This window comes from Saccharobesus litoralis, assembly GCF_003063625.1.
GTDB lineage: Bacteria > Pseudomonadota > Gammaproteobacteria > Enterobacterales > Alteromonadaceae > Saccharobesus > Saccharobesus litoralis.
Window position 1 is genome coordinate 1 of sequence record NZ_CP026605.1, and the last position, 24,531, is coordinate 24,531.

Genomic DNA, 24,531 nt, shown 5'->3' on the forward strand with positions numbered 1-24,531 from the left:
CATGTTAGTGTTGTTGCAATAAGCTTGAAGGGCTTGTTTCAGTAACAACGCTGGTTTGTCAATTTCAGTCTTAACATATCTAAAAATAGTGACTTAGAGGTGTTTCACACCCTATAACCAAAACTGTATAAACAACCCGTTAATCATTCTGGAGTCAATATTCTTATAATTTATTCTCGCTTTTTCCAATTATTTAATGGCTTGGTTTGTGCAGAATTAACGCTAAGCTTATGATTTTTAAATGCTTAATAATTTACATAATAGGCCAATCGATTCTCAATTAATTCAAGTCTCGCTTTCTACAATAATATTTTGGGGTTGACTTTAATTTTAAATTAACTAAGTTGATGAAATTAAAGTTTTTTATTAAGGGATTTACGGTTCGGAATGAATTCTAGAAACTGTGAATTCCGATCAATAAGCTGTTATGCCCTGTATATCGTCCGACCATGCTCTAAAACAAATTTAAGTGGAATTTTAGGGTTGTTAATATCCTTCCCTCCATCGGCATGCCATTTATCGCTCCATTTTGAATAATAAGGCTCTAAATCGGTTGGCGTAAGTTGGTGTATTGAAAGTAATTTAATACCTGCATAAACTGCAAAAATCCAGTCGACTTGTCGATATTTTTCAATTATTACAGGATTCATGTGGTGATGTGTCGAAAAACTTTTTGTAAGGAGCGAGTTGACTGATTTCAATTCATACTCATTCCCATTTGCGTCTTTTGCGTCATTCCCCTCTCTTCCTGGTAGAACTTCTAAACCTGTAATTAATAAAACTTGCAATAATTTTCCGCCATTGTCTTGGAAAATATCATTAATACCCATGTTTTTCTGCTAGCTCCTGTAGTTTTAATACTTTGGATAAATTGTTTCAAATAATTCTAAATCTGGATGATTATTCATTCTTTAATAAGTTCGTGATATCAACAGCCAAAGCTCGTGATAAACGCTCCATATTATCTATAGATATGTTTCTTTCACCGCGCTCCACTGAACCTACATAAGTTCGATGAAGCCCAGCTAAATCAGCAAGCTCTTCTTGGGAAAGATTAACCCTGCTACGTAACTCTTTGAGGTTTCGGGCAAATATCTTTCTGGCATTTAAGGTGGAATTTTTGTCTTCATTCCGTTATAATCTCAGTCATGATGACTATCAGTCTACAGACTATAAGTAGCACCAAAGAGAGATACCTTTAATGAAACAATTACCTACCCTAAAAAAACTTACCTGCTTATACTACGGAATGGGGTAGCGCCTATTGTGGTGATTCACTAGAATTGTTAGCTCAATTTCCAGATGACAGTGTGAACTTGGTAATGACAAGTCCACCATTTGCCTTGTTGCGTAAAAAAGAATATGGCAATAAAGATCAGCACGAATATATTGAGTGGCTTTCTGAATTTGCGAAGCTGGTTTTAAGGAAACTGACTCCAGATGGCAGCTTTGTTCTCGACTTGGGTGGGGCGTACCAAAAAGGTGTACCTGCTAGAAGTCTTTACAATTTTCGCATCCAATTCATTTTTGTGACGATCTTGGTTTTTTTCTTGCTGAAGATTTTTATTGGTTTAATCCATCAAAACTACCAAGCCCTATAGAATGGGTGAATAAACGCAAAATAAGAGCAAAAGATTCTGTTAACACTGTTTGTGGTTTAGCAAAACCGAATTCCCTAAAGCTAATGTGTCAAATGTACTTACTGAATATAGTGATCGAATGAAGAAACTTTTGGAAGATCCAGATAAATATTATGATCCCAAAAAGAGACCTTCAGGACATGACATAGGTAAAAGCTTTGGTAAAAATAACAATGGCGCAATACCTTCAAATTTACTCCAGATTCCAAATTCAGAATCTAATGGTGGATATTTATCTGCTGCAAAAATATTGGTGTCAAAAGTCATCCTGCAAGATTCCCTGCAAAGTTACCTGAGTTTTTATAAAATTTTTGACCGAACCAGAAGATATCGTTGTTGATATTTTGGGGGTCAAACACAACAGGTTATGTTGCTGAAACCGAACGGAGAAACTGGTACTCCTTCGATATGGAGTTGGATTATGTTGCGGCGTCTGCGTTTAGGTTCATTGAAAAGGGTACTGATCCTGAAATTCTTATTGAAATCTATGAATCAATAAAAGCTGGTAAGCATATAGATATTAATAAATATAAAAAGCAGCTTACTATGTTCAGAGAGCCCGAAGCCAAATACAGGCATAACAAAGCAATAATGAATGGGACGCAAAAAGCTTGGCTGCGTCACTTCGCTCCTATTTTAGCCAAGCTTTTTCGCGCCCCATATTGCGGCGTTAGAAGCCCAAGAGACAATGGAGTAATCATCAAGTGCCGATTTTCGATATTTCAGGAGATAAGTTATCTTCCGTCGAGCAAAAAAACTTTGCTCTTGAGAAGGATTTGCAGTCCTTGATAGAGAAAAATCTGGAAACGGTTTTCAATTGCCGATTCATTGCAAGTGAGTTTTCAACTGGGGCTCAGCACGCAGGTAGAATTGATAGTCTTGCGTTATCAGAAGAAGATAATCCGGTAATAATCGAATATAAAAAAGTCGAATCTTCGGAGCTTATTAATCAAAGCCTTTTTTACTTGCACTGGATTCAGGATCACAAAGGTGATTTTGAAATCGCAGTACAAAAAAAGTTGGGAAATGGTGTAAAGGTAGATTGGTCTGATGTTAGGGTTATCTGCATTGCTCCAAACTATAAGAAGTATGATTTGCATGCAGTACAGGTAATGGGCGCGAATATTGAGCTCTGGAAATACCGCTTATTTTCAAACAACTCACTTTATCTCGAAGAGGTTTTTCATACTGCAAAATCCTCAACAGTAACAACGTCTTCGGCTACCACTGATACTGGATACAAAAACCCGTTATGGTTGAGGCTGGCAAAAAAGCCGCGCTAACCCGCGCCACGGCAACCTATACATTTGATGAAAGGCTTGAAGGGAAAAGCGATGAAATCCAAGAGTTAACAGCAACCATACGAGAGTTCATCATCGGTTTAGATGAATCAATTGAAGAGGTGCCAAAAAAATTCTACGTTGCTTACAAAATCTCACAGAACATCGCCTGTATGGAAGTTAAAGGTAGAAATATCAAACTGTTCTTAAAGCTTAAGCCGTCAGATATTCCAGAGGACACCAAAAACTATCGAGATGTAACATCAATAGGCCATTACGGTACTGGTGATGTAGAGTTTACCGTATCTTCGGAAGCAGAGTTTGAGCCAGTAAAAGATTTTATAGCAATGGCATATAACAAAGTTGGTGGCTAATGGCTTCTAACAAGTTGCTGCACTCGGAAAAATTACTCGCTGCGCTCGCAATTTTCCGGTGAGCAAGGTGTTATGCTCATTGGGTTCTGAGTAAGTTGTAAATATGGAAAGTTACTTTAAAGATCTAAATTTAGATAGTTTTTGGGAAGATTGTGAATACTCGAAGAAAGAGTACGTGAATAGCCCAATTACGAGGAAAATAATCGAACTTACCGAGAAGGAATTGGGGTATAAATTACCCGATTCATATATTGAACTTATGACGAATCAGAATGGCGGAATTCCTGTAAATCAATGTTATCCAACTGATCAGCGAACCTCGTGGGCAGAAGATCACGTTGCAATCTCCGGAATATTTGCTTTAGGTTCAGAGAAAGCTTATAGCCTGTGTGGAGAACTCGGCAGTAAATTTATGATTGATGAGTGGGGTTATCCTGAAATAGGAGTTTATTTCGGGGATTGCCCTTCGGCGGGGCACGACATGATTTGTTTGGATTACCGAGTGTGCGGGAGGTTTGGAATTCCTAAGGTTGTTCACGTAGACCAAGAAAGCGACTATAAGATTACACCACTGGCCGATACCTTCGAGGAATTTATCAGTGGTTTGGTTCACGATTCTATATTCGACGAAGGTGAAACATGGTAAATAGTGCTAACAGGACAGCCATGTTAGTGTCGTTTGTAGGTCGTGCCTTTAGGCCGATAGGTAAACAAGCTAGTCTTTTTAAAAAACACAGCCAAGGGCATAAAATAATTTTCAGTTAGCCTGTTAAACACTGAAACTAACCTGAACAGAACAAAGCCAATATCTCGTTTACTTACTATTAACTGGCATTTAAACCAATAACACGCGTAGCCACAAAAGTCGAAATACAAGACGAGGTGACAATCATCACCTCGCCTATTTCCAACCTAGATCACAAGGCTTTAAAGCGAATAGCCGTACCACCTGCAGCAGCGAGTTTTAGCGTTAACTGACCTTTGTGATTAACGCGCTGTTTGGTTATTTCAATATCATAGGGGTTCGTACGCCAATCGGCTTGTTTACCATCTTGGTAAATTTGCGCTTCGTATTGCACACCTTTATCTAAAAAGTCCAAATCTAAGGTGACTGTGCGTGAGTCTTCATTGGTGATGGCGCCAAGATACCAGTCATTACCCGTGTAGTGGCGATGCTTTTTCTCTTTACGGGCGATCACTATGTAGTCGCCCACTTCCCCCTGCAATGCAATCGACTTTTCCCAATCGGTAGGAACGTCTTTTATAAACTGGAAGGGCTTAGGCTTAGCTTCGTAATTTTCTGGTAAATCTGCCGCCATTTGGATTGGACTGTAAATCACCACATACTCAGCTAATTGTTTAGCCAGCGTGGTATGTGGGCGCATATACTCACTTATGCCATGTTCCGCTGTGCCTCCTTGAAAACGCGGATAATCTAGGTCAAAAATACCTGGGGTAAAATCCATAGGCCCAGATAACATGCGGGTAAATGCGAGGTATGGTATATGCGATGGAGGGTTTGGTGCCGCCCATCCTGCATTATATTCTTGCCCACGCGCACTTTCTCGTGAAATCCAATTAGGGTATGTCCGGCGCAAGCCTGTATCTTTTACTGATTCATGCGTATTAATAGAAAGTTGATATTTGGCAGCCGTCGATACGTTATGAATAAAGTGATTAACGACATCCTGACTATCGGTAAATTCATAGCGCATAATACCTTTGCTGTCTCGGCGTTTTAGGTTTTGACCATGGGCAACATAACCGGTTTTAATCTGCTCGACTCCCATGTCCTGATACAATTTAAAACCATCAACCATTTGTTGCTCGTAGTTAGTAATACCGCCAGATGTTTCATGATGACCTATCAGTTTTACACCTACTTTTTTCCCGTGTTCACTGACTTTTTTGATATCAAAGTCAGGATAACTTTGGGTAAATGAAAATAGCTCAGAATTAGCAATCCAGTTGCCATCCCAACCTGTATTCCAGCCTTCAACTAACACACCATCAAAGCCATGTTTGGCCGCAAAATTCATGTATTTAATGGTATTTTCGGTAGTAGCGCCGTGCTTTTGGCCAGATCCCCACGTGTATTGTTGAATATGCATGCCCCACCAAATACCGACGTATTTACCGGGGTTGATCCAATCACTAACATCTCCTAATTTATTAGGCTCGTTTAAATTTAAAATTAAATGCGAGTTAATTAAATCAACTGCGTTTTCGCCAATTTGAATGGTGCGCCAAGGCGTTGTAAAACTGCCTTGTTTGACGACTTTTACCCCATCTGAACGTGGTGATAAATCGGCAACTAAACGCCCTAGCACATCACGATTTAAACTCATGCCAGCATAGTCAACCAACGCAGCTTCATGAATGGCGACATGTACACCTGAACCCATTTTAATTGTCATTGGCGTATTGGCTTTACTAACTTGCTGAAGCGGCGTTTCGTTATACAAGTATTCATAGCGATCGTAACCTTGGCCGGGGATCCAATAAGCCGTGGCTGTGTGTGAGTTAACGACAGTAAATTCGGTTAGCTCGCGGGTGATCGCGCGTGGTGCTTTGCTAGGTACGCTATACCTAAAACCGATCCCGTCATTGTATACACGCGCTGTCACGCTAAACTGATTAGTTGCATCGTTGATATCTGTGTATTTTACGGTTAGCTGGTTATAGTGGTCGCGAATGACTCTGTCTTCACCCCAAGGTTGCTGCCAACGAGTATCTTGCTTTTCTCGCGATACTTCATTCAAGGTAAAATCGCGATACATAGGCTTTGCTGTCTTAAACGTAAACCCTAATTTACTCGGGCTAATAACCGCTTGACCTTTATAATCGACTCGGTATTTAGCGAGATTTTCATGATCACTAAATGTAAATTTAATTTGTTTGTCTGGAGAGTACACACTTAAGTCTGTCGCCAACGCATTCAAACTTAAGCTAGTTAAAAGAATTAGCCAATACCGCATAACAGGTTCCACCTTTGATTGTTTATAATTTAATCTAGTCAGAATACAACAAAAGTAAAATCAAACTTAAACGTTTAAGTTTTGAATACGTATGCAGTGTATAATTAACCTTATTGTTGTTTGCGAGACCTGGCTTCGCGCCTTTTACTTTTTGGTGCCTGCAATTTAGAAAGAAAGGTTTGCAGGCTCTGCAAGCATAAATGCTCGCCCACAAATACTTATTAGTGTTAGCCAGTTTACTTTTGGTAAGCAGCTATAAAAATACCGCGATAAACGCGGTATTTTGCTTTGGGAGGTGTCAATTGGTTTGGTTAAAACCAACTAGAGAAAGTTATAAAACGTTGGCTAATCCGTAATAAGCTGCGCTATTGCGAAGCTCATTTTTAAACGAACGGATTTTGGTATCTTCATCAATTACCACAAGCTCAACGCCAGCCATTTCAGCATAATCGGCAATCATGTCGGTTGTCACTGATTGGCTATATGCCGTGTGGTGTGCACCACCGGCGTGGATCCATGCCGCAGCGGCAATTGATAGATTTGGTTTAGGTTCCCACAACGCGTTGGCTACCGGTAATTTAGGTAATTCGGCTGGTGGTTTAACCGCTTCGACTTCATTAACAATAATGCGGAAACGGTTACCTAAATCAATTGGCGATACGTTAATCGCAGGCCCTGTTGCACCAGTAAACAATAAACGCGCGGTATCACACTTAACCCCAATATAATGACGATGAATTTCAAGCTTAGGTTTAGCCGCTGCAATAGATGGGCACACTTCTAACATATGGGCACCCAGTACTTGGTCACGCGCACCAAAGTTATAGGTGTAATCTTCCATAAATGAAGTACCGCCGGTACGGCCTTGTCCCATCACTTTCATGATACGAACCATAGCCGAGGTTTTCCAATCACCTTCGCCACCGTAACCAAAACCATTTTGCATTAAACGCTGCGTCGCTAAACCAGGTAAGCCAGTTAAACCCGCTAAGTTTTCAAAACAGTTGGTAAATGCACCAAATTCGCCGTCAACCAAAAACTTAGTCATGCCGAGCTCTAAGCGTGCTTCGTTTTTCAGCATTTCAACTTGGTAGTCGTCTTTAAACAATTCATCACTGATTTGGTATTCAGAGGCATAGCAGTCAATTTGACTGGCTACGTCTTGATCAGACACTTGATTAACTAACTCGGCTAACTCGCCCAAACCGTAGGCATGTACTTCGTAACCAAATTGGATTTGCGCACTGACTTTATCCCCTTCGGTAACTGCAACTTGGCGCATATTGTCACCAAAGCGTGCCACTTTGAGGTTTTGGCTTTCGTTCCAGCCAACAGCCGCACGACACCAATCGTCAATCTCGGTTTGTACGTTTTGTTTAGCCCAATGGCCAACAACCACTTTACGCTCTTTGCGTAAGCGTGTACCAATAAAGCCAAATTCACGACAACCATGCGCACTTTGGTGGGTGTTCATGTAGTTCATGTCAATTTCACCCCAAGGCAATTCCGCATTGAATTGGGTATGTAAATGCATAAAAGGTTTGCGTAATTCATTTAAGCCAGAGATCCACATTTTCGCAGGCGAAAAAGTGTGCATCCATAAAATTAAACCGACACAGTTTTTATCGGCATTGGCTTGCTGACACACGGCGTGGATCTCACCTGGCGTTTTCACTGTAGGCTTACATACGACGTCTACACCTATGTGTTCTGACTGGTTAAAACCGGCGACAATTAATTCGCTATCAGCCGCCACTTGCTCTAATACTTTAGGGCCGTAAAGGTGCTGAGAGCCTGTTACAAACCAAACTTGTTTGTTTGAATAAGTCATGTTGTTTACCTCTAATGTATTCGTTTAGCTTTGGCCGTAGTAGGCGTTTTTGCCGTTTTTACGCTGATAATGCTTGTCCATGATCTCTTGTTTAAGATCGCCAATTTGTGGGTTTAAGGTTTTAGTGAGATACGCCATGCGGGCGATCTCTTCTAATAATGCTGCGTGATAGACTGACTTAGCTGCGTCTTTACCCCAAGTGAATGGCGCGTGACCGGCCACGATCACCATAGGTGATTCGTTAACGTCTCGGTCGATAAAACAATCGGTGATCTGCACACCGGTTTCTTCTTCGTAATCGCGTTCAATTTGGTCATTACGAATAACCGCAGTACAAGGAATGGTGTCAAACACGTAATCAGCATGAGTCGTACCTAAACAAGGTATTGGCTGTTGCGCTTGTGCCCATGCCGTCGCGTAGGTTGAGTGGGTATGAGTAATACCACCGATATGCTGCCATTGACGATACAAATAAGTATGGGTTTTGGTATCAGACGATGGGCGCATTGTGCCTTCAACAATATTGTTTTCTAAATCAACAATAACGATGTCATCGGCTGTTAGGTTTTCATATGCAACACCGCTTGGCTTGATCGCAACCACGCCTTTATCACGGTCAATTTGCGATACGTTACCAAAGGTGTAAATCACTAAATCACGCGTCACTAACTCCATGTTAGCTTCGTAAACTTCGCGTTTAAGTTCTTTAAAACTCATTATTGTTTGCCTCCGTCAACATAAGCGGCTAACGCCAAATATTTTTGATATAAAGATTGATAAATGGCGACTTGATCCGCTTGCGGAGTAAAGGTTTTACATACAGGTGAAGCCATAACTTGTTGTGCACTGGCGACATCAGGGTAAATACCTGCAGCCGCCGCTGCATAAATAGCACCGCCGAGGGCACAGCTTTGGTCGCTTTCTAAAACAGCAATTTCACAGTTCCAAACATCGGCACAAATTTGCATGATCAGGTCAGATTTTTTGGAAATACCACCAATGGTAACGACTGAGTTGATCTCAACGCCTTCTTCAACAAAACGGTCGATAATGGCTTTAGCGCCAAACACGGTCGCTTCAATTAAGGCGCGGTAAATGGCAGGAGCATCACTACCCATTTTCAAACCCGTGATTGCCATAGCAACGGTTTGATCCGCATCGGGTGTACGGCGACCATTAACCCAATCCAACGCAGTAATGCCAGTTTGACCGGGTGCGATTTGGGATGCGGCTTTATCTAATTCGAATAGGGTTTTGCTTTCAATGGCATCAATGAGTTTGGCTTTAGTCGCTGCATCAAAACTGTCGCTTAAATCAACATGGTTAAGCGGCCAATTAATCAGGTTTTTAAACCACGCATATAAATCACCAAAAGCAGACTGCCCTGCTTCTAACCCGACTAAACCTGGCATAACCGAGCCGTTAACTTGGCCACAAATACCACGAATAGCTTTGCCTGCAATGGCCTCTGCTGTTGCAACCGTAATGTCGCAAGTTGATGTGCCCATTACCTTGGTTAAAACACCCGGTTTTACATTGGCGCCCACAGCACCGGCGTGGCAGTCAAACGCACTAAAAGTAACAGCAACATCGGTTGATAAGCCAAGCTTAGTTGCCCACTCGGAAGACAAATATCCGCACACTTGATCAGCCGTAAATGTGTCAGCCGGTAAACGAGTACTTAAGCCATCGAGTAATGGATCAATGTCTTTAAAAAATTCATTAGGTGGGTAACCACCCCAGCTTTCGTGCCACATGAGTTTGTGACCAGCAGCACAGCGACTAGCGCGGAAAGCTTCAGGATGAGTTGTGCCAGTGACTAACGCCGACATCCAATCGCAGTGTTCAACCCACATGTAAGTGGCTTCACGTACGGCGGTATCTGCACGTAAATTATGTAAAACCTTAGCCCAATACCATTCAGATGAGTAAATACCGCCTTCGTATTGCACATAGTTAACCTCTGCGTGTTGCGCAGCAGCGGTAATTTCTAACGCCTCTTTGACTGCGGTGTGGTCTTTCCACAACACGAACATAGCGTGAGGGTTTTCAGCAAACTCAGGCTTAAGCGCTAAAGCGGTACCTTGAGCATCAAGCGCAACGGGTGTTGACCCCGTGGTGTCAAAGCTCATGCCGACAACCGATTTGGCTGTTTCAGCAGGCACTTGCTGCCACAGGCCATTAACGACTTCAACTAAGCTTTCAACGTAATCTAAGGGATGTTGACGGAATTGATCTTTGCTCGGCTCACAATATAAGCCTTCACGCCAACGTGGATAATAAACCACATGAGTCGCCACCTCTTGACCGCTAGCTGTGTCAACTAACAAAGCGCGAACTGAGTCTGAACCATAATCTAAACCTAAGGTATAGGTTGTCATAAATTCACCATAACTTTTTAAGTGAGCCAAGGTTAGCGAACAAAAACCAATTGGAACTCACATTCAACCAACTAAACACCAATATAGTATTACTATTTAACAATATCAATACAATTAGTATTATTTTTTAGTTTTACCAAGCCGTAATTTTGCTATTTATGGTTTAAAAAACAATTTAAATCATACTAAATGATAAAATACAGTGTCCTGATGCAATCTTTGCAACAAATCACGACCAAGTATTGCTAATGTTCATCACACTTATATTGCTTTGGTCGAGGATTTGATGCTCTGTAGGGAGCAAAGGCGCTAACATGGCTGTATCGTAAGCTGCATTGGATGAAACTGATACCTAGACAGGTGCGACTCGGGGCACCCTACAATCGTTTAATAAATGAACATACTTATGTATCTTTGTGCATTCTTGCAGGGTGGCTGGAGTCGTACGGCTCCCACCAATTTCGGAACCAGAATTCCGCTGTTGCGTCTTGAATTGCAATTTATCGCTGGGTGTCTTTTTACCTTGCTTTTTACCTTGCCCTTTTTAACTCGCCTCAGCTCTAATTTGTAAACTGTAAAGAATTTTGTACAAAACACGCACATTCACCCCTGATTTAATTTCGCAATGCACTAAGTAAAGTTCGCTATTTTGACTAGGCTTGTTTCGACAGTCAGTCGGAGAAACTACATGAGAATACTTAATAACTATTATCGCTCCGGTATCAGACTTGGGTTGTTGATGATACTTGGGCTTTCTTTCACACCACAAATGGCGTTGGCCGGATACACAACAGATAACTTACGCTTATATGGCTACTTTTCTTGGCGTGTTGAAAAAGTATGGGACGAATTAGCTAAGGACAGTAATAACAATACTGTTACTGAAGACGCGCCAAGGGAAATCGCGATCCCTTCTTTCAATATTATGGCGTTAGATAAAATAGACGATAACGCCAAAGTGTTTTTTAACCTCAGTGGCGCAGATGGTGAAGGCGTTGAAGTTAATAATATTTGGGGAGAATATAAATTTAGCCAATACGTTAATCTACGAGTAGGTAAATCGTACCGACGCTTTGGTTTATACAATGAAATACTCGATGCAGTACCAACTTACATAGGCATTGAACCACCAGAATTGTTTGATAAAGATCACTTAATTTTGTCGCGCACCACGTTACTAATGTTGCACGGTTGGACAGAGCTCGGTGATAACGAATTAAGATACAGTTTCAGCATAGACAATGGCGAGGGCGGACCAACTGCCGAAGACAACATTCCAATTGGCTTTGATTTACGTTACAGCTTTAACTTTGGTAGCTCAACTATCGGTATTAGCGGCTATTCATCGAATGGGGATACCACCTCAGATGTTGGCGTAGGACAAGGTTCACCGCGCAGTGGTGTATTACCTTGGATGGCCGCCGACGATTTTAGTGTTTTTGGTGGCTATGGTGAGTTTTTAATCGATGACTGGACATTACAATTTGCTTATTGGACAGCATCACATAATGCTGTGCGTGATCCTAACGCTGTGGTAGAAGTGGTCAATAACGCGGGCATAAACGACGCCCAACGCGCACGTTTTCTGATCGACCCTAACGGTGCAGTGAATACCGCCAACGTTAACCTGAATGGCGACTATGATGTCACCACTTGGTATGTTCGAGCTGGCTATTCTTTTTCGACTGACAATGGCGAATGGGTTCCGTATGGACAATGGGATTTTTATGAAAACCCAGAAACCATTGAATCCAAAAAATGGGGTGGCGATGCCGAAGCCGGTTTAGCTGACGACGGTAAGTTTTCTAAATCGACACTAGGTGTTATCTATCGCCCAACCCCAGCTGTCGCCTTTAAATTCGACACCAGTACTCACTTCCAAAAATTTAATGGCAAAGACGAATCGTATTCTGAGATCCGTTTAGACATTTCCTATATTTTTGGCCAATAGAGGGACTATGACATGAACAAAATTAAAATTCTGACCCTAGTCTTACTCACAGGCTTATTTTCAACCAACGTAATGGCTGAAGTTGTTGTGGTGGTCAACGCCAACAACAGTATTACTTCACTCAGCAAAGCTGAATTAATCCGGATTTTTCAAGGTAAACAAGATAAATTTGCCACGGGGAAAAAAGCCATTCCGGTTAATCAAATTCCACCCAGTGAAGCTAGGCAATCATTCGATTCTGACATGCTAGGCAGAACCACCAAGCAAATGACCGCTTATTGGAGTAAGCAATTATTCTCTGGTAATGCGACACCGCCCAAAGAGCTGAATGGCGATATTGATGTACTTAAGTTTATTCTCGCTAGCGAACACGCTATCGGCTATGTCGATAAAAGTGCGGTAAATGATGCCGTTAAAGTGATCACCATAAACTGATGTACGGCTATAGATAATATAGTCAAAGCGATCAGGTTTTAGGGGAAGCCGTCAAGCTTCGAGTCCCCATGAACATATGCTCTACTATGTGATTGGGGCGAGTAAGCGCTGACAATGAACCATAAGGCCTGAGCGAGAAGACTATATCAATGCAATACACCTGAGTAGTTAGCTTGGCTGTATTGCATACTTTTCATCACGAGTCATTGCCTCAAAATAGGAGACTAAAAAATCAACTAACAACTTAAAGCGGCGTGACTGATAACGCGCTTGCGGGTAAATTAACGACACTGGTTGCTGCGGTACTTGCCAATCTTTAAACACCTGCACCAAGCGCCCTTGTTTTAACAAAGGCAGTGTATATAAACTATTAAGCCGTGCTATCCCCAACCCTTGCTCAACCATTTGGCAAATCATATGGCCATTAGATACCTGTAATTGCCCATTAACACTGACCTCCTCTTCAACTCCTGAGGCATGAACTAAACGCCACAACTTAATGCTGCCATGTAAACAATTGTAATTAACTAACTGCTTAGGGTGAGTTAACGGCTGAGCTAAATAAGCTGGGCTGGCGACAATATGCGTTGCCATTGTCATCAGGGGACGTGCCACAAAAGAAGCATTGGCCAACTGCCCCATACGTATCACTAAATCAAAATTTTCACTAACCACATCAACCTTTTGGCTAGATAAATCCAGCTCAATACTGATCTGCGGATATTGAGCCATAAATTGGCTTAACGCTGGGCCGAGTAATTGTTCAGCAAAGATCCCGCCAACCGAATTAAGCCGAATATGGCCAGCCAAGCTATCTTGTTGTTCGCTGATCTGCTGCTTCGCATTATGCAATATATGATAAGCCCGACAACACTCTTGATAATATGTTTCCCCTACCTGGGTTAATCCTATTTTGCGTGTCGTGCGGTTTAATAAACGGCAATTAAGTTGCTTTTCTAAACTCGACACCTGCTGCGATACTCTTGCTTTAGAGCTTTGCAATTTATCGGCCGCCGCCGTAAAGCTGCCAGTTTGTACCACTGTAATAAAAGCCAATAAATCAGAATTGATCATAAGAATATTGTTAAGTATTTTTAAACAGTTTATTCATTGTTTACCTAAAGATAAATAGTCGCGTGATGAATACAATAACCACAACTAAATATAGGAAACGATTATGGAAACACGCAGATTAGGTAAAAGTGGCCTAAGCGCCTCAGTCATTGGTTTGGGTTGTTGGCAGTTAGGTGGCGATTTTGGCCAACAAGGTGTCGATAATAGGCAAAACATACTAAACGCAGCAGATAACGCTCAAATTCAATTTTGGGACACGGCAGATGTTTACGGTAACGGCCAAAGCGAACAAAGTATTGGCGACTGGCAACAAGCCCATCAACAAACAAGGGTAATAGCCACCAAACTTGGCCGCAACGCCAGTTTATATCCTAATACCTATAACTACGACACTATGCGCGCCAGTATTGAGGCTTCACTCACACGCTTACGGGTGTCTAGTTTAGATTTAGCACAACTGCACTGTATTCCACCAGCATACATGGCACAAGATGAGGTATGGCAGATATTAGAAGACTTTCGTACAGAAGGCTTAATTAAGCATTACGGTGCCAGTGTTGAAACCATTGAACAAGCGCAATTGTGCTTGGATAAACCTGGGCTGACTTCACTGCAAATAATATTTAACTTATTCCGCCAAGATGCTAAGCAAGCTCTATTACAACAAGCCGCAAACAAAGATGTAGGAATAATTGTACGCTTGCCATTAGCCAGTGGCTTATTAAGCGGCAAGTTTTCCAGTAATAGTCAATTTAGCCCAAGTGATCACCGTAACTACAATAAAGACGGTGCCTTGTTTAATGTCGGTGAAACCTTCTCTGGCTTGCCTTTTGATAAAGCACTGAAACTGGTTAACGAATTAAAGCAAATAATGCCAACGTCAGCGCCGCTTGCACAATTGGCCTTACGCTGGATTTTAGATCACCCACAAGTCACCACAGTGATCGCCGGCGCAAGCTCAGCGCAACAAGTTATACAAAATGCGGCAGCTGCCGATTTACCGCCTTTAAGTAATGAATTACATCAAGCGCTCAATGACTTTTATATGCAGCACGTTAGGCAGTTTGTCAGAGGTGAAATCTAGCCGTGAAAAGAAGGAAGCCGTGAAAAGGTGGATGTCCGTGTAACGTCTGATGCATTCTTGTAGGGTGGCTGGAGTCGTACGACTCCCACCAATTTCGGAACCAGAATTCCACTGTTGCGTCTTGAATTGCAATTTATCGCTGGGTGTCTTTTTTATCTATTGGGCTTATGCGGTGCAGGTTAATTTTAATGTTTAACAGGCGAACAAAAATTATTTTACGCCCGTGGCTGGCCTTTTAAAAAGCGTTGCTTTGTTTACCCATCGGCCTAAAGGCACGACCTACATGGATGTAGGAAATACCGTTAAGCGTCTGGAACTGCGCACGGCGACCTACAAGTGGCTGCCTAAATAACGTTTCATAAACTGAGCCAATGTTAAGCTAATGACTGTGAGCGAGATCTTGCAATCTTTTCACGGATCGCATCACACACAAATGCATTTAAACTTTGACCTTCTGCTGCAAGCACGGCCTCTCGATGCAAGTCTTCACCGGTACGAATATTGAACGAGCCTTTACAAGGTATTTGAGGCGTACGCCCAAGCTCCTCACAAGATATAAGATACTCATCTACTGAACGTTGAAACTCTTGCTCTAGCTCCTGCAAGGTTGTTGCCTCATAAGTAACCACGTCTCGGATAAATGCTAACTTACCAAAAAGAGTATTACTTTCCAGTTCTGGTTCAATAGTGCCTAAATAGTTTTTATAACGTAGATAAGTCATAACCAACCCTCTTGTTTAAGGTGAGATTTTACTGATTTTAAAGCTCCACCTTTAAGCTCATTTTCTGGATGAGGCTTATGCAACAATAATAACGCATCATTACCATAGTGATAAAAGCGGACTCTTGAGCCTGCCATTTCCTTTTTCTCATATCCAAGTTGAGAGAGCAGTGTGACGAGTTCATTCCAAGGAAAAACCTTTCTTGCGTCACTAAGCTTGATCAGCAGCTTCTCTTGCTTTCCTATTATTTCGCCTTCTTAGACCCAGATAAAACAAGTATATATTTCAACCAGCACACCTGCAACTATATATAGTCGCATAAAATCAACTTTGGAGAAGGCCAATGGATACGCTCGTTGTCGGGTTTAAATAACAGGTAATGGCAACTAAACGAGGTATTAGGTTTATTCGGTTCTGGTTGGTTTTATGTTTAACAGGCGAACAAAAATTATTTTTCGCCCATGGCGGGTCTTTTTAAAAAGCGTTACTTGGTTTACCCATCGGCCTAAAGGCCCGACCTACAAATGGAACAAACATGGCTGTCCTATTTGCTAAACCTTTATCCTTATCAACAAAAAAGGCGCTAACCGACACGACAGTTAGCGCCTTGACACCTCAAGGTGTTTGAACGAACTCGATTACCACCAAACGGTGTAAATTACACAAAGAATAATCACCACACCTAGCGACGCTAAGTTAAAGCTTTTGCTGGTTTTAAAGGTGATGTCATCTAAGTTTGCACTGGTGTTGGTTTGCTCTTGTTTGCTAAGTAAAGACACAACAATAGCCAGACCAAAACACAACAGTAATACTACGCCCATGCGATCCATAAATGGGAACTCAGGGAACAGGACTTTAATTAATACTGAGAATACCGCAGAGCCAACACCCGCTAGTAACGCGGCATTAGCGGTAGTGCGTTGCCAGAACATACCGGTAATAAAGATCACCACAATACCTGGGGTAAATAAGCCTGTGAATTCCTGAATGTATTGGAAAGCCTGATCAAACTTACCTAAAAGTGGCTCGGCGGTGATCAAACCTATGCTCAGCGCCACCAATGAAGTTATACGGCCAATGTGTACATAATGACGCTGGCTTTTACCTTTAACGGCTCGGCTGTATATGTCCATAGTGAAGATGGTTGAAATACTATTGGTCATCGAAGCTAATGAAGAAACAACCGCCGCCACTAGTGCCGCAAAAATTAAGCCTTTAATACCAACCGGCATTAAGTCCATTAACGTCGGATAGGCTAAATCGTTCTTCGGGATCTCCGGATAAAGAATAACCGCAGCAATACCGGGTAACACCACAATAATAGGCATTAATAATTTAAGATAAGCCGCAAAGACAATACCTTTTTGCGCTTCACCTAAATCTTTAGCCGCTAACGCACGTTGAATAATGTATTGGTTAAAGCCCCAGTACGCGATATTAGTCACCCATAAGCCACCCACTAAAACTGAGATCCCCGGTAAGTTGATATATTGCGGGTTATCTTTGGATAAAATCATATCGAAATGACCCGGTAACTCTTGGGTTAAAATGCTGAAACCGGCAAAAAATCCATTACCGTCCGACACTGCATCTAGCGCTAAATAGGTAAGCAACAAACCACCAAACACCAATAGCACCACTTGTACAATATCTGTGTAAGCTACGGCTTTAAGACCACCGTAAAGTGAATAGGCAATTGAGAAGATAGCTAAAAAGATCATGCCAAACATGGCATCAACACCCGCTACGGCTTCAAAGGCAAGACCACCTAACCATAATACCGAGGTTAAGTTTACAAATACGTAAACCAGCAACCAAAATATCGCCATGACGGTTTTAACTCTATTGTCAAAACGCTGCTCTAGGTATTGCGGCATGGTATAAATATTATTTTTTAAGAAGATAGGTAATAAGTATTTACCAACCAATACTAAGGTGATTGCCGCCATTAACTCGTAAGAGGCGATACCCATACCTAAAGCAAAGCCAGAACCCGACATACCAATAATCTGTTCTGCCGAGATATTTGAAGCGATCAAAGACGCGCCAATCGCCCACCATGGCAGGGCTTTGCTGGCTAAAAAGTAATCTTCAGTATTGGTGCCCTCTTTCTTGTCATTTCTGGAGATCCAAAGTGCCAAACACAACAGGCCTATGGCGTAGCCAATAAAGACGAAAAAATCGAGTGTTGCTAGTTTCATCATATAACTCCGGTTACAAGCCGGCATAATTGTGCCGGACTCAACTGCGATACAAACGCTAATCCCACTCTGTGCTATTGAGCATCAGACATTCAGGCTTAGCTTTTACAATTGGCAAGTAGCGAAATGAAATGACGACGTTGCCAATGTTTATCTGCAGTCTACATCAAGTTAAGTATTTTGTTAATATCGTATTACTTTTAAATAACAATTAATTTAATTGATGTGTTCCAAAGGGTATACCCACCTTTTCAAACGTGTACTCTCTCTATCCACTATTGCAATAAATATTGCTCAATAAACTTATCAATAGCCGTTAGTGTTTGTAAACGCGCGGCATTGTTATCAATAACATGGCCTGCTTGTTTAAGCTCAATATATTGCACGTTTTTACCCGCTTTTTGCGCCGCTTGGTAAAAATCTTCTGATTGTGCATATGGCACTCGCTTGTCATCTTTAGCATGGATCAGCAGCACTGGTACTTTTAGCTTAGCCAGCTGTTTAATCGGCGATACCGCTTCTAATTCATGAGAGCTAAGCGTATTGTTACGGATCACTTTTTGCCAATAGGCATAAGTTTGGCTTTTACTGCCGTGATCATCCCGCTCATTTTGTAGCATTTCATTTAAATCAGATAAACCATTTATCGATACCGCACACTGATACAATTCAGGCGTTAGGGTAACACCTGCCAAGGCTGCATAGCCGCCATAACTACCGCCGACAATACACACTTTATCTTTATCCACTAAACCTTGCTTAATATAGTACTGCACGGCATCGGATATATCTTGCTGGCTTTTACGCCCCCACTCTCCACGGCCTTTCACCAAAAACTCGGCACCAAAGCCTTTCGAGCCACGAAATTGCGGTTGGATCACTAACAAGCCTTTGCTGGCAAAATACTGGCTCAACCAATCAAAGCCAAACCTGTCGTAAGATTCTGGACCGCCGTGTGGCAAAACAATAGCTGGCAATTGTTGTTTGGCTTGATGAGGGTAAGTGACTAACGTTGGAATAGTTAAGCCATCACGCGCAGAAAATTGGCTGATCTCAACCGGATAGGTTTGTGCAACACTAATGGCAGGGCGCTGACTAGCAATCGGCTGAAATTGACCATTTTTAAATAAAACATAGTCGCCTGTCGAACTCTCACCTTCTAATAGTAAAATTAAACTCGACCAATCTGCTGACCAATCATGGATCTCGACAACATCATTCGGTAAGGCTTTAATAATGGCTGCCATTGTTTTATCTACTTTGCTATCAAAAAAACGATAGCTGGGTTTAAAACCCGAATATTGCACACCAAATACCACGCGGTTTATATTGGTGATCACAGCTTCTATATCTGCATCATCACGACTCAGTTGCGTGTCTTGTATGCTGCCGTCTTTAAGCGATAGTGTATAGTAATTACGTCTGTCATTGTCACCGAGCGCTGTCATCACTAACGATTGATAATCCGCAGTGATCCCAACAAAGCTGTGGGTCATAAAGTCTGTGGTGTGTTTAAAAATGTCCACCCACTTACCATCTTGTAGGCTTTGTACTCTATGCTCGTTTGTCGTGTTGTTATAACGCTCGCGCGCAATGATTTGATCTTTATCATTAACAAAATAATCTATGGTATCTGCTGTGCCTTTGCCATTTTTTACCCGCCGCGGATCACGGTTATTATCGAGTTTGACTTTAACCAAGGCAAAAGGAGAATCACTGTCTCGTATTTCTTCTCGTCCCTTATAAGCAGGCATATAAGCATATTGACCATCGGCTGATAAGCCAACGATACGGCCAACATCTGTTTGCCCAATATCAATACCTTCACCTGGGCTCAAAAGTAGGCGCATTTTTTTATTGGTTAGATTAAAAATGAACGCTTTACTAACCTGATGACGACCACGATAACCAGCTAGCTTTTGCTCCGAGCCGGCCACCATAATGAGTCGCGTTTCATCTAAAAAATAGATATTTTCGACATCAATGTTTTGCAAGTCAGCACCGGCCACCATGTCACCAGTTTGCAGATCTTGCACAATTAACATATCTCGCTCACCATTGTAGTAACGAAACGCTATCTGTTTGCCGTTAGGCGATAAACGCACCAAGGTGTTTTCTGGCAGCGCGGCATAGCTAGCCAAATCCGGTATTTTTAACGCCGCAAAACACGATTGGCAAACGCCAAGCAATATAAATAAGCAGAGTAAAAAGTTACGACAATTTTGCATAATGAAATCCTTATTGAGTTGCATCCTTTGAGGCCTACAGAGGCGCTATTCAATTACAAGCAGATTAAATTGAATAGCGATAAATTACGGGTACTAAAAATATGCCGATAGTGTGTAAACCACTATCGGCTAACCTTGTTTAATTGCACTATAGCGCCTTAACTTTAGCTACAACATTGTCAACCGTGAAACCAAAGTGTTTAAATAACTCACCACCTGGTGCTGATTCACCGAATGTCGACATACCAACAACATCACCGGCAAAACCAACATACTTAGCCCAGTAATCAACGTGTGCCGCTTCAATCGCTACGCGCTTAGTCACAGAACTTGGTAAGACTGATTCTTTGTATTCAGCATCTTGTGCATCAAACACATCGGTAGAAGGCATAGATACCACGTTAACTTTTACGCCATCGGCTGCTAATGCTTTAGCTGATTCAACTGCAAGTGCCACTTCTGAGCCTGTCGCGATTAAAATCACTTCTGGTGTGTCACCACAATCAACTAAGATGTACGCACCTTTTTTGATGTTTTGTACTTGCTCTGCACTGCGTGGTTGCGCGGGTAAACCTTGACGCGAGAAGATTAACGACGTTGGACCGTTACGACGTTCGACTGCGTGTTTCCAAGCCGTCGCTGCTTCAGTACCGTCCGCCGGACGCCATGTCGACATGTTTGGTGTCATACGTAAGTTAGCCAATTGCTCTACCGGTTGGTGAGTTGGACCATCTTCACCTTGGCCAATTGAATCATGGGTGTAAACAAAGATGTTTTGAATACCCATTAACGCTGACATACGCACTGCGTTACGGGCGTATTCCATGAACATCATGAAAGTGGCACCGTAGTTGATGAAACCACCGTGTAACGAGATACCATTCATGATACCGCTCATACCAAATTCACGTACACCGTAGAAGATGTAGTTACCGGCAGCGTCGTCTTGAATACCTTTTGAGCCAGACCATAAAGTTAGGTTTGAACCCGCTAAGTCAGCTGAGCCACCTAGCATTTCAGGTAATAACGCGCCGAAAGCTTCAATGGTGTTTTGTGAGGCTTTACGTGAAGCAATGTTTTCCGCTTTTTCTTGCGTCGCAGCAATGAAGGCGTCCGCTTGCGCTGAGAAGTTTTCTGGTAAGGCTTTTTCGATAACACGACGTTTAAACTCAGCCGCTAATTCTGGGTAAGCTGCTGCGTAAGCGTCAAACTTAGCATTCCACGCCGCTTCTAATTCTGCCCCTTTTGGCTTGCCATCCCACTCGGCATAGACGTCTGCTGGGATTTCAAACGGCGCATGTGGCCAGTTTAAGAATTCACGTGCCGCGGCGATTTCTTCATCACCTAGTGGTGCGCCGTGACAATCATGGCTACCTGATTTGTTAGGTGAACCAAAACCGATAATGGTTTTAGTACAAATCATGGTTGGCTTGTCTGTTACGCCTTTAGCTTCTTCAATAGCTGCGGCAATCGCTTCTGGGTTGTGACCATCTACATCAGCAATCACGTGCCAGCCGTAAGATTCAAAACGTGCTGGTACGTTCTCAGTGAACCAACCTTCTACGTGACCGTCGATTGAGATACCGTTGTCATCCCAAAACGCCACTAACTTGCCTAGGCCTAACGTACCGGCTAATGAACAAGCTTCGTGCGAAATACCTTCCATTAAACAACCGTCGCCTAAGAAACAGTATGTGAAATGGTCAACAATGTCGTGGCCGTCACGGTTAAATTGCGCCGCTAAGGTTTTTTCTGCAATCGCCATACCCACAGCGTTTGAGATACCCGCGCCTAATGGACCTGTGGTTGTCTCAACACCTTTGGTGTAACCGTACTCTGGGTGACCTGGCGTTTGTGAATGTAATTGACGGAATTGCTTTAATTCTTCAATCGGTAAGTCGTAACCCGATAAGTGAAGGAGTGAGTAAATAAGCATTGAACCGTGGCCATTTGATAACACAAAACGGTCGCGGTTAACAAAGTCTGGATTTGCTGGGTTGTGTTGTAAAAAATCGCCCCATAATACTTCGGCGATATCTGCCATACCCATTGGGGCACCTGGATGGCCTGATTTAGCTTTTTGCACACCATCCATGCTTAAAGCACGAATTGCATTTGCGCGTTCTTGACGTGACGCCATGGTCATTCCTCATGTTAATTGAGTAATAAACCTCAACTATTAACCAGAGTTGAGATTAAAATAGTCAAAGCGATCGGGTTTTAGGGGAAGCTGTCAAGCTTCGAGACCCCATGAGCATATGCTCTATTATGTGATTGGGGCGAGTAAGCGCTGACAATGAACCATAAAATCTGAGCGAGAAGACTATAATGCGAAAAAAAGCCCGCTAACGCGGGCAAATGCACACAACATAGGTGAAAACTTTTAGTCGACTTCTCTAAAGTAGAAGTGCTGGCAAATAGTATCTTTCCATACTAACTGCATCATATTGTCGCCGTTCTGCAAGCTACAACCTTCAACTTTCATGGCAAGACCATAGTGCGAAACCATACGCAACGCGCCGTTTTCTAATAATTCAAAACGCCATTCGCTGTCTTTTTCGTTACAAGGTGCTTGTACTAAGTTGTCGGCAATATCTTGCAAGCCGTCACTGACACCATTAACCGCTAAACATAGATTGTCGGTATTTAATGAACGGAATGTATAAAAGCCATTTTCGGTTGGTTTGGCTTGCCATTTTTGACAGGCTAAATCTTGGTATTCGTGTTGGCTTAGGTTGGCATCAGCTTGTTTAGAACAGTCATCAACTGACACTACGCGACCACTATTAGCATTGACAATGGCTAAGGTTGATACCGGCTCTAAGCGCCAATCAGTACATTGGCTAAAACGATCACCACCTGTAGTAACGGCATTGCCTGCCTCTTTACCACAATCAGCAATTTGTAAATGAGATAACGACTCGGCATTAGCAAAACGGAACCAACCTAACTCGGATGCATCAACAAACCAACGCTGACAATTAGACGAGATCCAAGGCCCTGTTTTAACCGCGAGTGAATCCGTTGCACAATTTTGTTGAGAAACAAAAGTACCAAATGCACTGTTTACAAAACGGTAAGTACCGTCATTGGCTGGGTCAACCACCCACTCGTTATTTGCTGTATTATTAGCAGTATCACAATCAGCAACGCTGACTTCACCCGCTTCATTGGCCACTAAACACAGGTTAGCTTGGCGATTAACAATTTTATATTTAACGCCTTGAACATTGGCAGTTAAAGGTCCTTGCTCACCGCTTGGCACGGGGAGTTGTTGTCTGTCCATAAGCGGTTCACCAAAATTAGGTAATCCGTCGTCTGTCCAAGTGAAAGGTTGAGCGCGAGCTGAACGCGTGCCGCTGCAGCCATCAGTTGGCGATGAGTTACCGTGGTAAATCAACCATTCTTCACTGCCGTCTGGCGAGGTAAAGAAGCCATGGTGACCTGGGCCATAAACGCCGTTGGCTTTTTCAAAAAATGGTTTATCAAACTTTTTCCACGATTCTGGTTTAACCGGATCATCGCCAACCAATTCAACCACGGCCAGTTTGTAATCTTCAGTATTACAGAAGCTAGCAGAGTGAGTTAAAAACACTCGACCTTTGTGCTTAATAATTTCTGGACCTTCATTAACCGGCAAGCCTGAACGTTCCCAGTCATATTTAGGACGAGTAATAATGTTGCGCTCACCAACTAACGTCCACGGGTTAGTCATTTTCGACACTAGGTTAACTTGCTCTGGGCCGTCCCATTCAGACCAAGTAAAATATAGCTCGCCATTGTGCTCAAAATAGCTACCGTCAATATTCCAATGGTCCGGCATTGGCGTGCCTTTATAAATATAAGGCCCCATAGGATCTGAGCCTTCGCTCTCTAGTATATGGTTACGCTGGCCACCAAAGTGTTCTTTAACACCTGAGGTAATAATCACGTACCACCGTAAACCTTCCGGACGTTGCAGCGGATGAAATTCGAACGCCCAAAAATTAAACGCGCGCGATGGATCAGAGCCAGACCAAATATAGTGGGCTGGCGCATCAACCAAACCGGCGATAGTCGGCGATTTACGCATCACTAGCTGCGATGTCCAAGTTGTCGTGGTTAAGTAATAGTTACCTTCAAAATAGTGCATCCATGGATCGGCACCATTTCTAAAAAGTGGGTTGGCAAAGGTATCTGCCGCGATCTGTAACGATTTATCATCAACGCTAGCTTGTTTTGCGGTCATATTACAGCCAGCAACAAAGGCTAAAACTAGCGCTAGCAAGCTAACTCGCTTAACTTGTTTTAGACAACGCCAAGCGACTGCTTGATACGAGTTTTGGAAAATAGAAAACATATAATCACCTTTA

The 24,531-nt window shown here is 42.5% G+C and carries 17 protein-coding genes and 2 pseudogenes; 6 read left to right on the forward strand and 13 right to left on the reverse strand.

What is annotated here, in order from left to right; translation table 11 throughout:
• Positions 1-425: 425 nt before the first annotated feature.
• Positions 426-830, reverse strand: a complete 405-nt coding sequence (locus C2869_RS21700) for a PDDEXK family nuclease (RefSeq protein WP_108605162.1) — start codon at positions 828-830, stop codon at positions 426-428.
• Positions 831-900: 70 nt separating this feature from the next.
• Positions 901-1,095 carry a helix-turn-helix transcriptional regulator gene (locus C2869_RS21705; protein WP_108605163.1) on the reverse strand — a complete coding sequence of 65 codons (195 nt, stop codon included), beginning with the start codon at positions 1,093-1,095 and terminating at the stop codon, positions 901-903.
• Between the two features lie 188 nt (positions 1,096-1,283).
• Here C2869_RS21705 and C2869_RS23175 point away from each other — a divergent pair.
• The 3 genes and pseudogenes from C2869_RS23175 to C2869_RS21720 all read left to right on the forward strand — a co-directional run.
• Positions 1,284-2,168 (forward strand): annotated as a pseudogene (locus C2869_RS23175) (DNA-methyltransferase); the annotation flags it as partial.
• Positions 2,169-2,344: 176 nt separating this feature from the next.
• Positions 2,345-3,294 (forward strand): annotated as a pseudogene (locus C2869_RS21715) (DUF5655 domain-containing protein).
• Between the two features lie 103 nt (positions 3,295-3,397).
• The gene (locus C2869_RS21720) at positions 3,398-3,940 is read left to right on the forward strand and encodes an SMI1/KNR4 family protein (protein WP_108605164.1); all 543 of its coding nucleotides are present in this window, start codon (positions 3,398-3,400) and stop codon (positions 3,938-3,940) included.
• 271 nt (positions 3,941-4,211) lie between these two features.
• Here the strand turns inward: C2869_RS21720 and C2869_RS21725 are convergent, their stop codons facing one another.
• The 4 genes from C2869_RS21725 to C2869_RS21740 all read right to left on the reverse strand — a co-directional run bounded on the left by C2869_RS21725 (position 4,212) and on the right by C2869_RS21740 (position 10,484).
• A complete protein-coding gene (locus C2869_RS21725) occupies positions 4,212-6,272 on the reverse strand; it encodes a glycoside hydrolase family 97 protein (RefSeq protein WP_108605165.1) in 2,061 nt (686 codons plus the stop codon).
• Between the two features lie 331 nt (positions 6,273-6,603).
• The gene (araA, locus tag C2869_RS21730; protein ID WP_108605166.1) at positions 6,604-8,103 is read right to left on the reverse strand and encodes an L-arabinose isomerase; all 1,500 of its coding nucleotides are present in this window, start codon (positions 8,101-8,103) and stop codon (positions 6,604-6,606) included.
• Positions 8,104-8,127: 24 nt separating this feature from the next.
• Positions 8,128-8,820, reverse strand: coding sequence for an L-ribulose-5-phosphate 4-epimerase (locus C2869_RS21735; protein ID WP_108605167.1), 693 nt, complete (start codon positions 8,818-8,820; stop codon positions 8,128-8,130).
• The gene (locus C2869_RS21740; RefSeq protein WP_108605287.1) at positions 8,820-10,484 is read right to left on the reverse strand and encodes a ribulokinase; all 1,665 of its coding nucleotides are present in this window, start codon (positions 10,482-10,484) and stop codon (positions 8,820-8,822) included. The genes C2869_RS21735 and C2869_RS21740 overlap by 1 nt, the downstream gene beginning before the upstream one ends.
• Before the next feature lie 688 nt (positions 10,485-11,172).
• Here C2869_RS21740 and C2869_RS21745 point away from each other — a divergent pair.
• Entirely contained in the window at positions 11,173-12,435 is a 1,263-nt protein-coding gene (locus C2869_RS21745; RefSeq protein WP_159084279.1) for a hypothetical protein, read from the forward strand.
• A 12-nt stretch (positions 12,436-12,447) separates the two neighbouring features.
• Entirely contained in the window at positions 12,448-12,870 is a 423-nt protein-coding gene (locus tag C2869_RS21750) for a phosphate ABC transporter substrate-binding protein (protein ID WP_108605169.1), read from the forward strand.
• 168 nt (positions 12,871-13,038) lie between these two features.
• Here C2869_RS21750 and C2869_RS21755 read toward each other — a convergent pair whose 3' ends face one another.
• Complete coding sequence (locus C2869_RS21755; protein ID WP_108605170.1) at positions 13,039-13,944, reverse strand: LysR family transcriptional regulator; 906 nt, start codon at positions 13,942-13,944, stop codon at positions 13,039-13,041.
• Positions 13,945-14,047: 103 nt separating this feature from the next.
• Here C2869_RS21755 and C2869_RS21760 point away from each other — a divergent pair, with 103 nt between their 5' ends.
• Positions 14,048-15,028, forward strand: coding sequence for an aldo/keto reductase (locus C2869_RS21760; protein ID WP_108605171.1), 981 nt, complete (start codon positions 14,048-14,050; stop codon positions 15,026-15,028).
• Between the two features lie 374 nt (positions 15,029-15,402).
• On the opposite strand, the gene C2869_RS21765 is transcribed toward C2869_RS21760, so the two are convergent.
• From C2869_RS21765 to C2869_RS21790, 6 genes are all read right to left on the reverse strand, one after another.
• Complete coding sequence (locus C2869_RS21765) at positions 15,403-15,750, reverse strand: type II toxin-antitoxin system HicB family antitoxin (protein ID WP_108605172.1); 348 nt, start codon at positions 15,748-15,750, stop codon at positions 15,403-15,405.
• The gene (locus C2869_RS21770; protein ID WP_108605173.1) at positions 15,747-15,995 is read right to left on the reverse strand and encodes a type II toxin-antitoxin system HicA family toxin; all 249 of its coding nucleotides are present in this window, start codon (positions 15,993-15,995) and stop codon (positions 15,747-15,749) included. The genes C2869_RS21765 and C2869_RS21770 overlap by 4 nt, the downstream gene beginning before the upstream one ends.
• Before the next feature lie 393 nt (positions 15,996-16,388).
• On the reverse strand, positions 16,389-17,951 hold the full coding sequence (locus C2869_RS21775; protein ID WP_108605174.1) for a sodium/sugar symporter: 1,563 nt from the start codon (positions 17,949-17,951) through the stop codon (positions 16,389-16,391).
• Between the two features lie 275 nt (positions 17,952-18,226).
• Positions 18,227-20,179 (reverse strand): prolyl oligopeptidase family serine peptidase, encoded by a 1,953-nt coding sequence (locus C2869_RS21780; RefSeq protein ID WP_159084280.1) that lies wholly within the window; start codon positions 20,177-20,179, stop codon positions 18,227-18,229.
• Positions 20,180-20,327: 148 nt separating this feature from the next.
• On the reverse strand, positions 20,328-22,319 hold the full coding sequence (gene tkt, locus C2869_RS21785) for a transketolase (RefSeq protein WP_108605176.1): 1,992 nt from the start codon (positions 22,317-22,319) through the stop codon (positions 20,328-20,330).
• A gap of 243 nt (positions 22,320-22,562) precedes the next feature.
• On the reverse strand, positions 22,563-24,518 hold the full coding sequence (locus C2869_RS21790; RefSeq protein WP_228710858.1) for a family 43 glycosylhydrolase: 1,956 nt from the start codon (positions 24,516-24,518) through the stop codon (positions 22,563-22,565).
• Positions 24,519-24,531 lie beyond the last annotated feature (13 nt).

What these genes read in the sequence shown, in the direction of transcription:
- C2869_RS21700 (WP_108605162.1), bottom strand. Translation starts at nt 830, where the DNA reads ATGGGTATTAATGATATTTTCCAAGACAATGGCGGAAAATTATTGCAA.
- C2869_RS21720 (WP_108605164.1), top strand. Translation starts at nt 3,398, where the DNA reads ATGGAAAGTTACTTTAAAGATCTAAATTTAGATAGTTTTTGGGAAGAT.
- C2869_RS21725 (WP_108605165.1), bottom strand. Translation starts at nt 6,272, where the DNA reads ATGCGGTATTGGCTAATTCTTTTAACTAGCTTAAGTTTGAATGCGTTG.
- araA (WP_108605166.1), bottom strand. Translation starts at nt 8,103, where the DNA reads ATGACTTATTCAAACAAACAAGTTTGGTTTGTAACAGGCTCTCAGCAC.
- C2869_RS21735 (WP_108605167.1), bottom strand. Translation starts at nt 8,820, where the DNA reads ATGAGTTTTAAAGAACTTAAACGCGAAGTTTACGAAGCTAACATGGAG.
- C2869_RS21740 (WP_108605287.1), bottom strand. Translation starts at nt 10,484, where the DNA reads ATGACAACCTATACCTTAGGTTTAGATTATGGTTCAGACTCAGTTCGC.
- C2869_RS21745 (WP_159084279.1), top strand. Translation starts at nt 11,173, where the DNA reads ATGAGAATACTTAATAACTATTATCGCTCCGGTATCAGACTTGGGTTG.
- C2869_RS21750 (WP_108605169.1), top strand. Translation starts at nt 12,448, where the DNA reads ATGAACAAAATTAAAATTCTGACCCTAGTCTTACTCACAGGCTTATTT.
- C2869_RS21755 (WP_108605170.1), bottom strand. Translation starts at nt 13,944, where the DNA reads ATGATCAATTCTGATTTATTGGCTTTTATTACAGTGGTACAAACTGGC.
- C2869_RS21760 (WP_108605171.1), top strand. Translation starts at nt 14,048, where the DNA reads ATGGAAACACGCAGATTAGGTAAAAGTGGCCTAAGCGCCTCAGTCATT.
- C2869_RS21765 (WP_108605172.1), bottom strand. Translation starts at nt 15,750, where the DNA reads ATGACTTATCTACGTTATAAAAACTATTTAGGCACTATTGAACCAGAA.
- C2869_RS21775 (WP_108605174.1), bottom strand. Translation starts at nt 17,951, where the DNA reads ATGAAACTAGCAACACTCGATTTTTTCGTCTTTATTGGCTACGCCATA.
- C2869_RS21780 (WP_159084280.1), bottom strand. Translation starts at nt 20,179, where the DNA reads ATGCAAAATTGTCGTAACTTTTTACTCTGCTTATTTATATTGCTTGGC.
- tkt (WP_108605176.1), bottom strand. Translation starts at nt 22,319, where the DNA reads ATGGCGTCACGTCAAGAACGCGCAAATGCAATTCGTGCTTTAAGCATG.
- C2869_RS21790 (WP_228710858.1), bottom strand. Translation starts at nt 24,518, where the DNA reads ATGTTTTCTATTTTCCAAAACTCGTATCAAGCAGTCGCTTGGCGTTGT.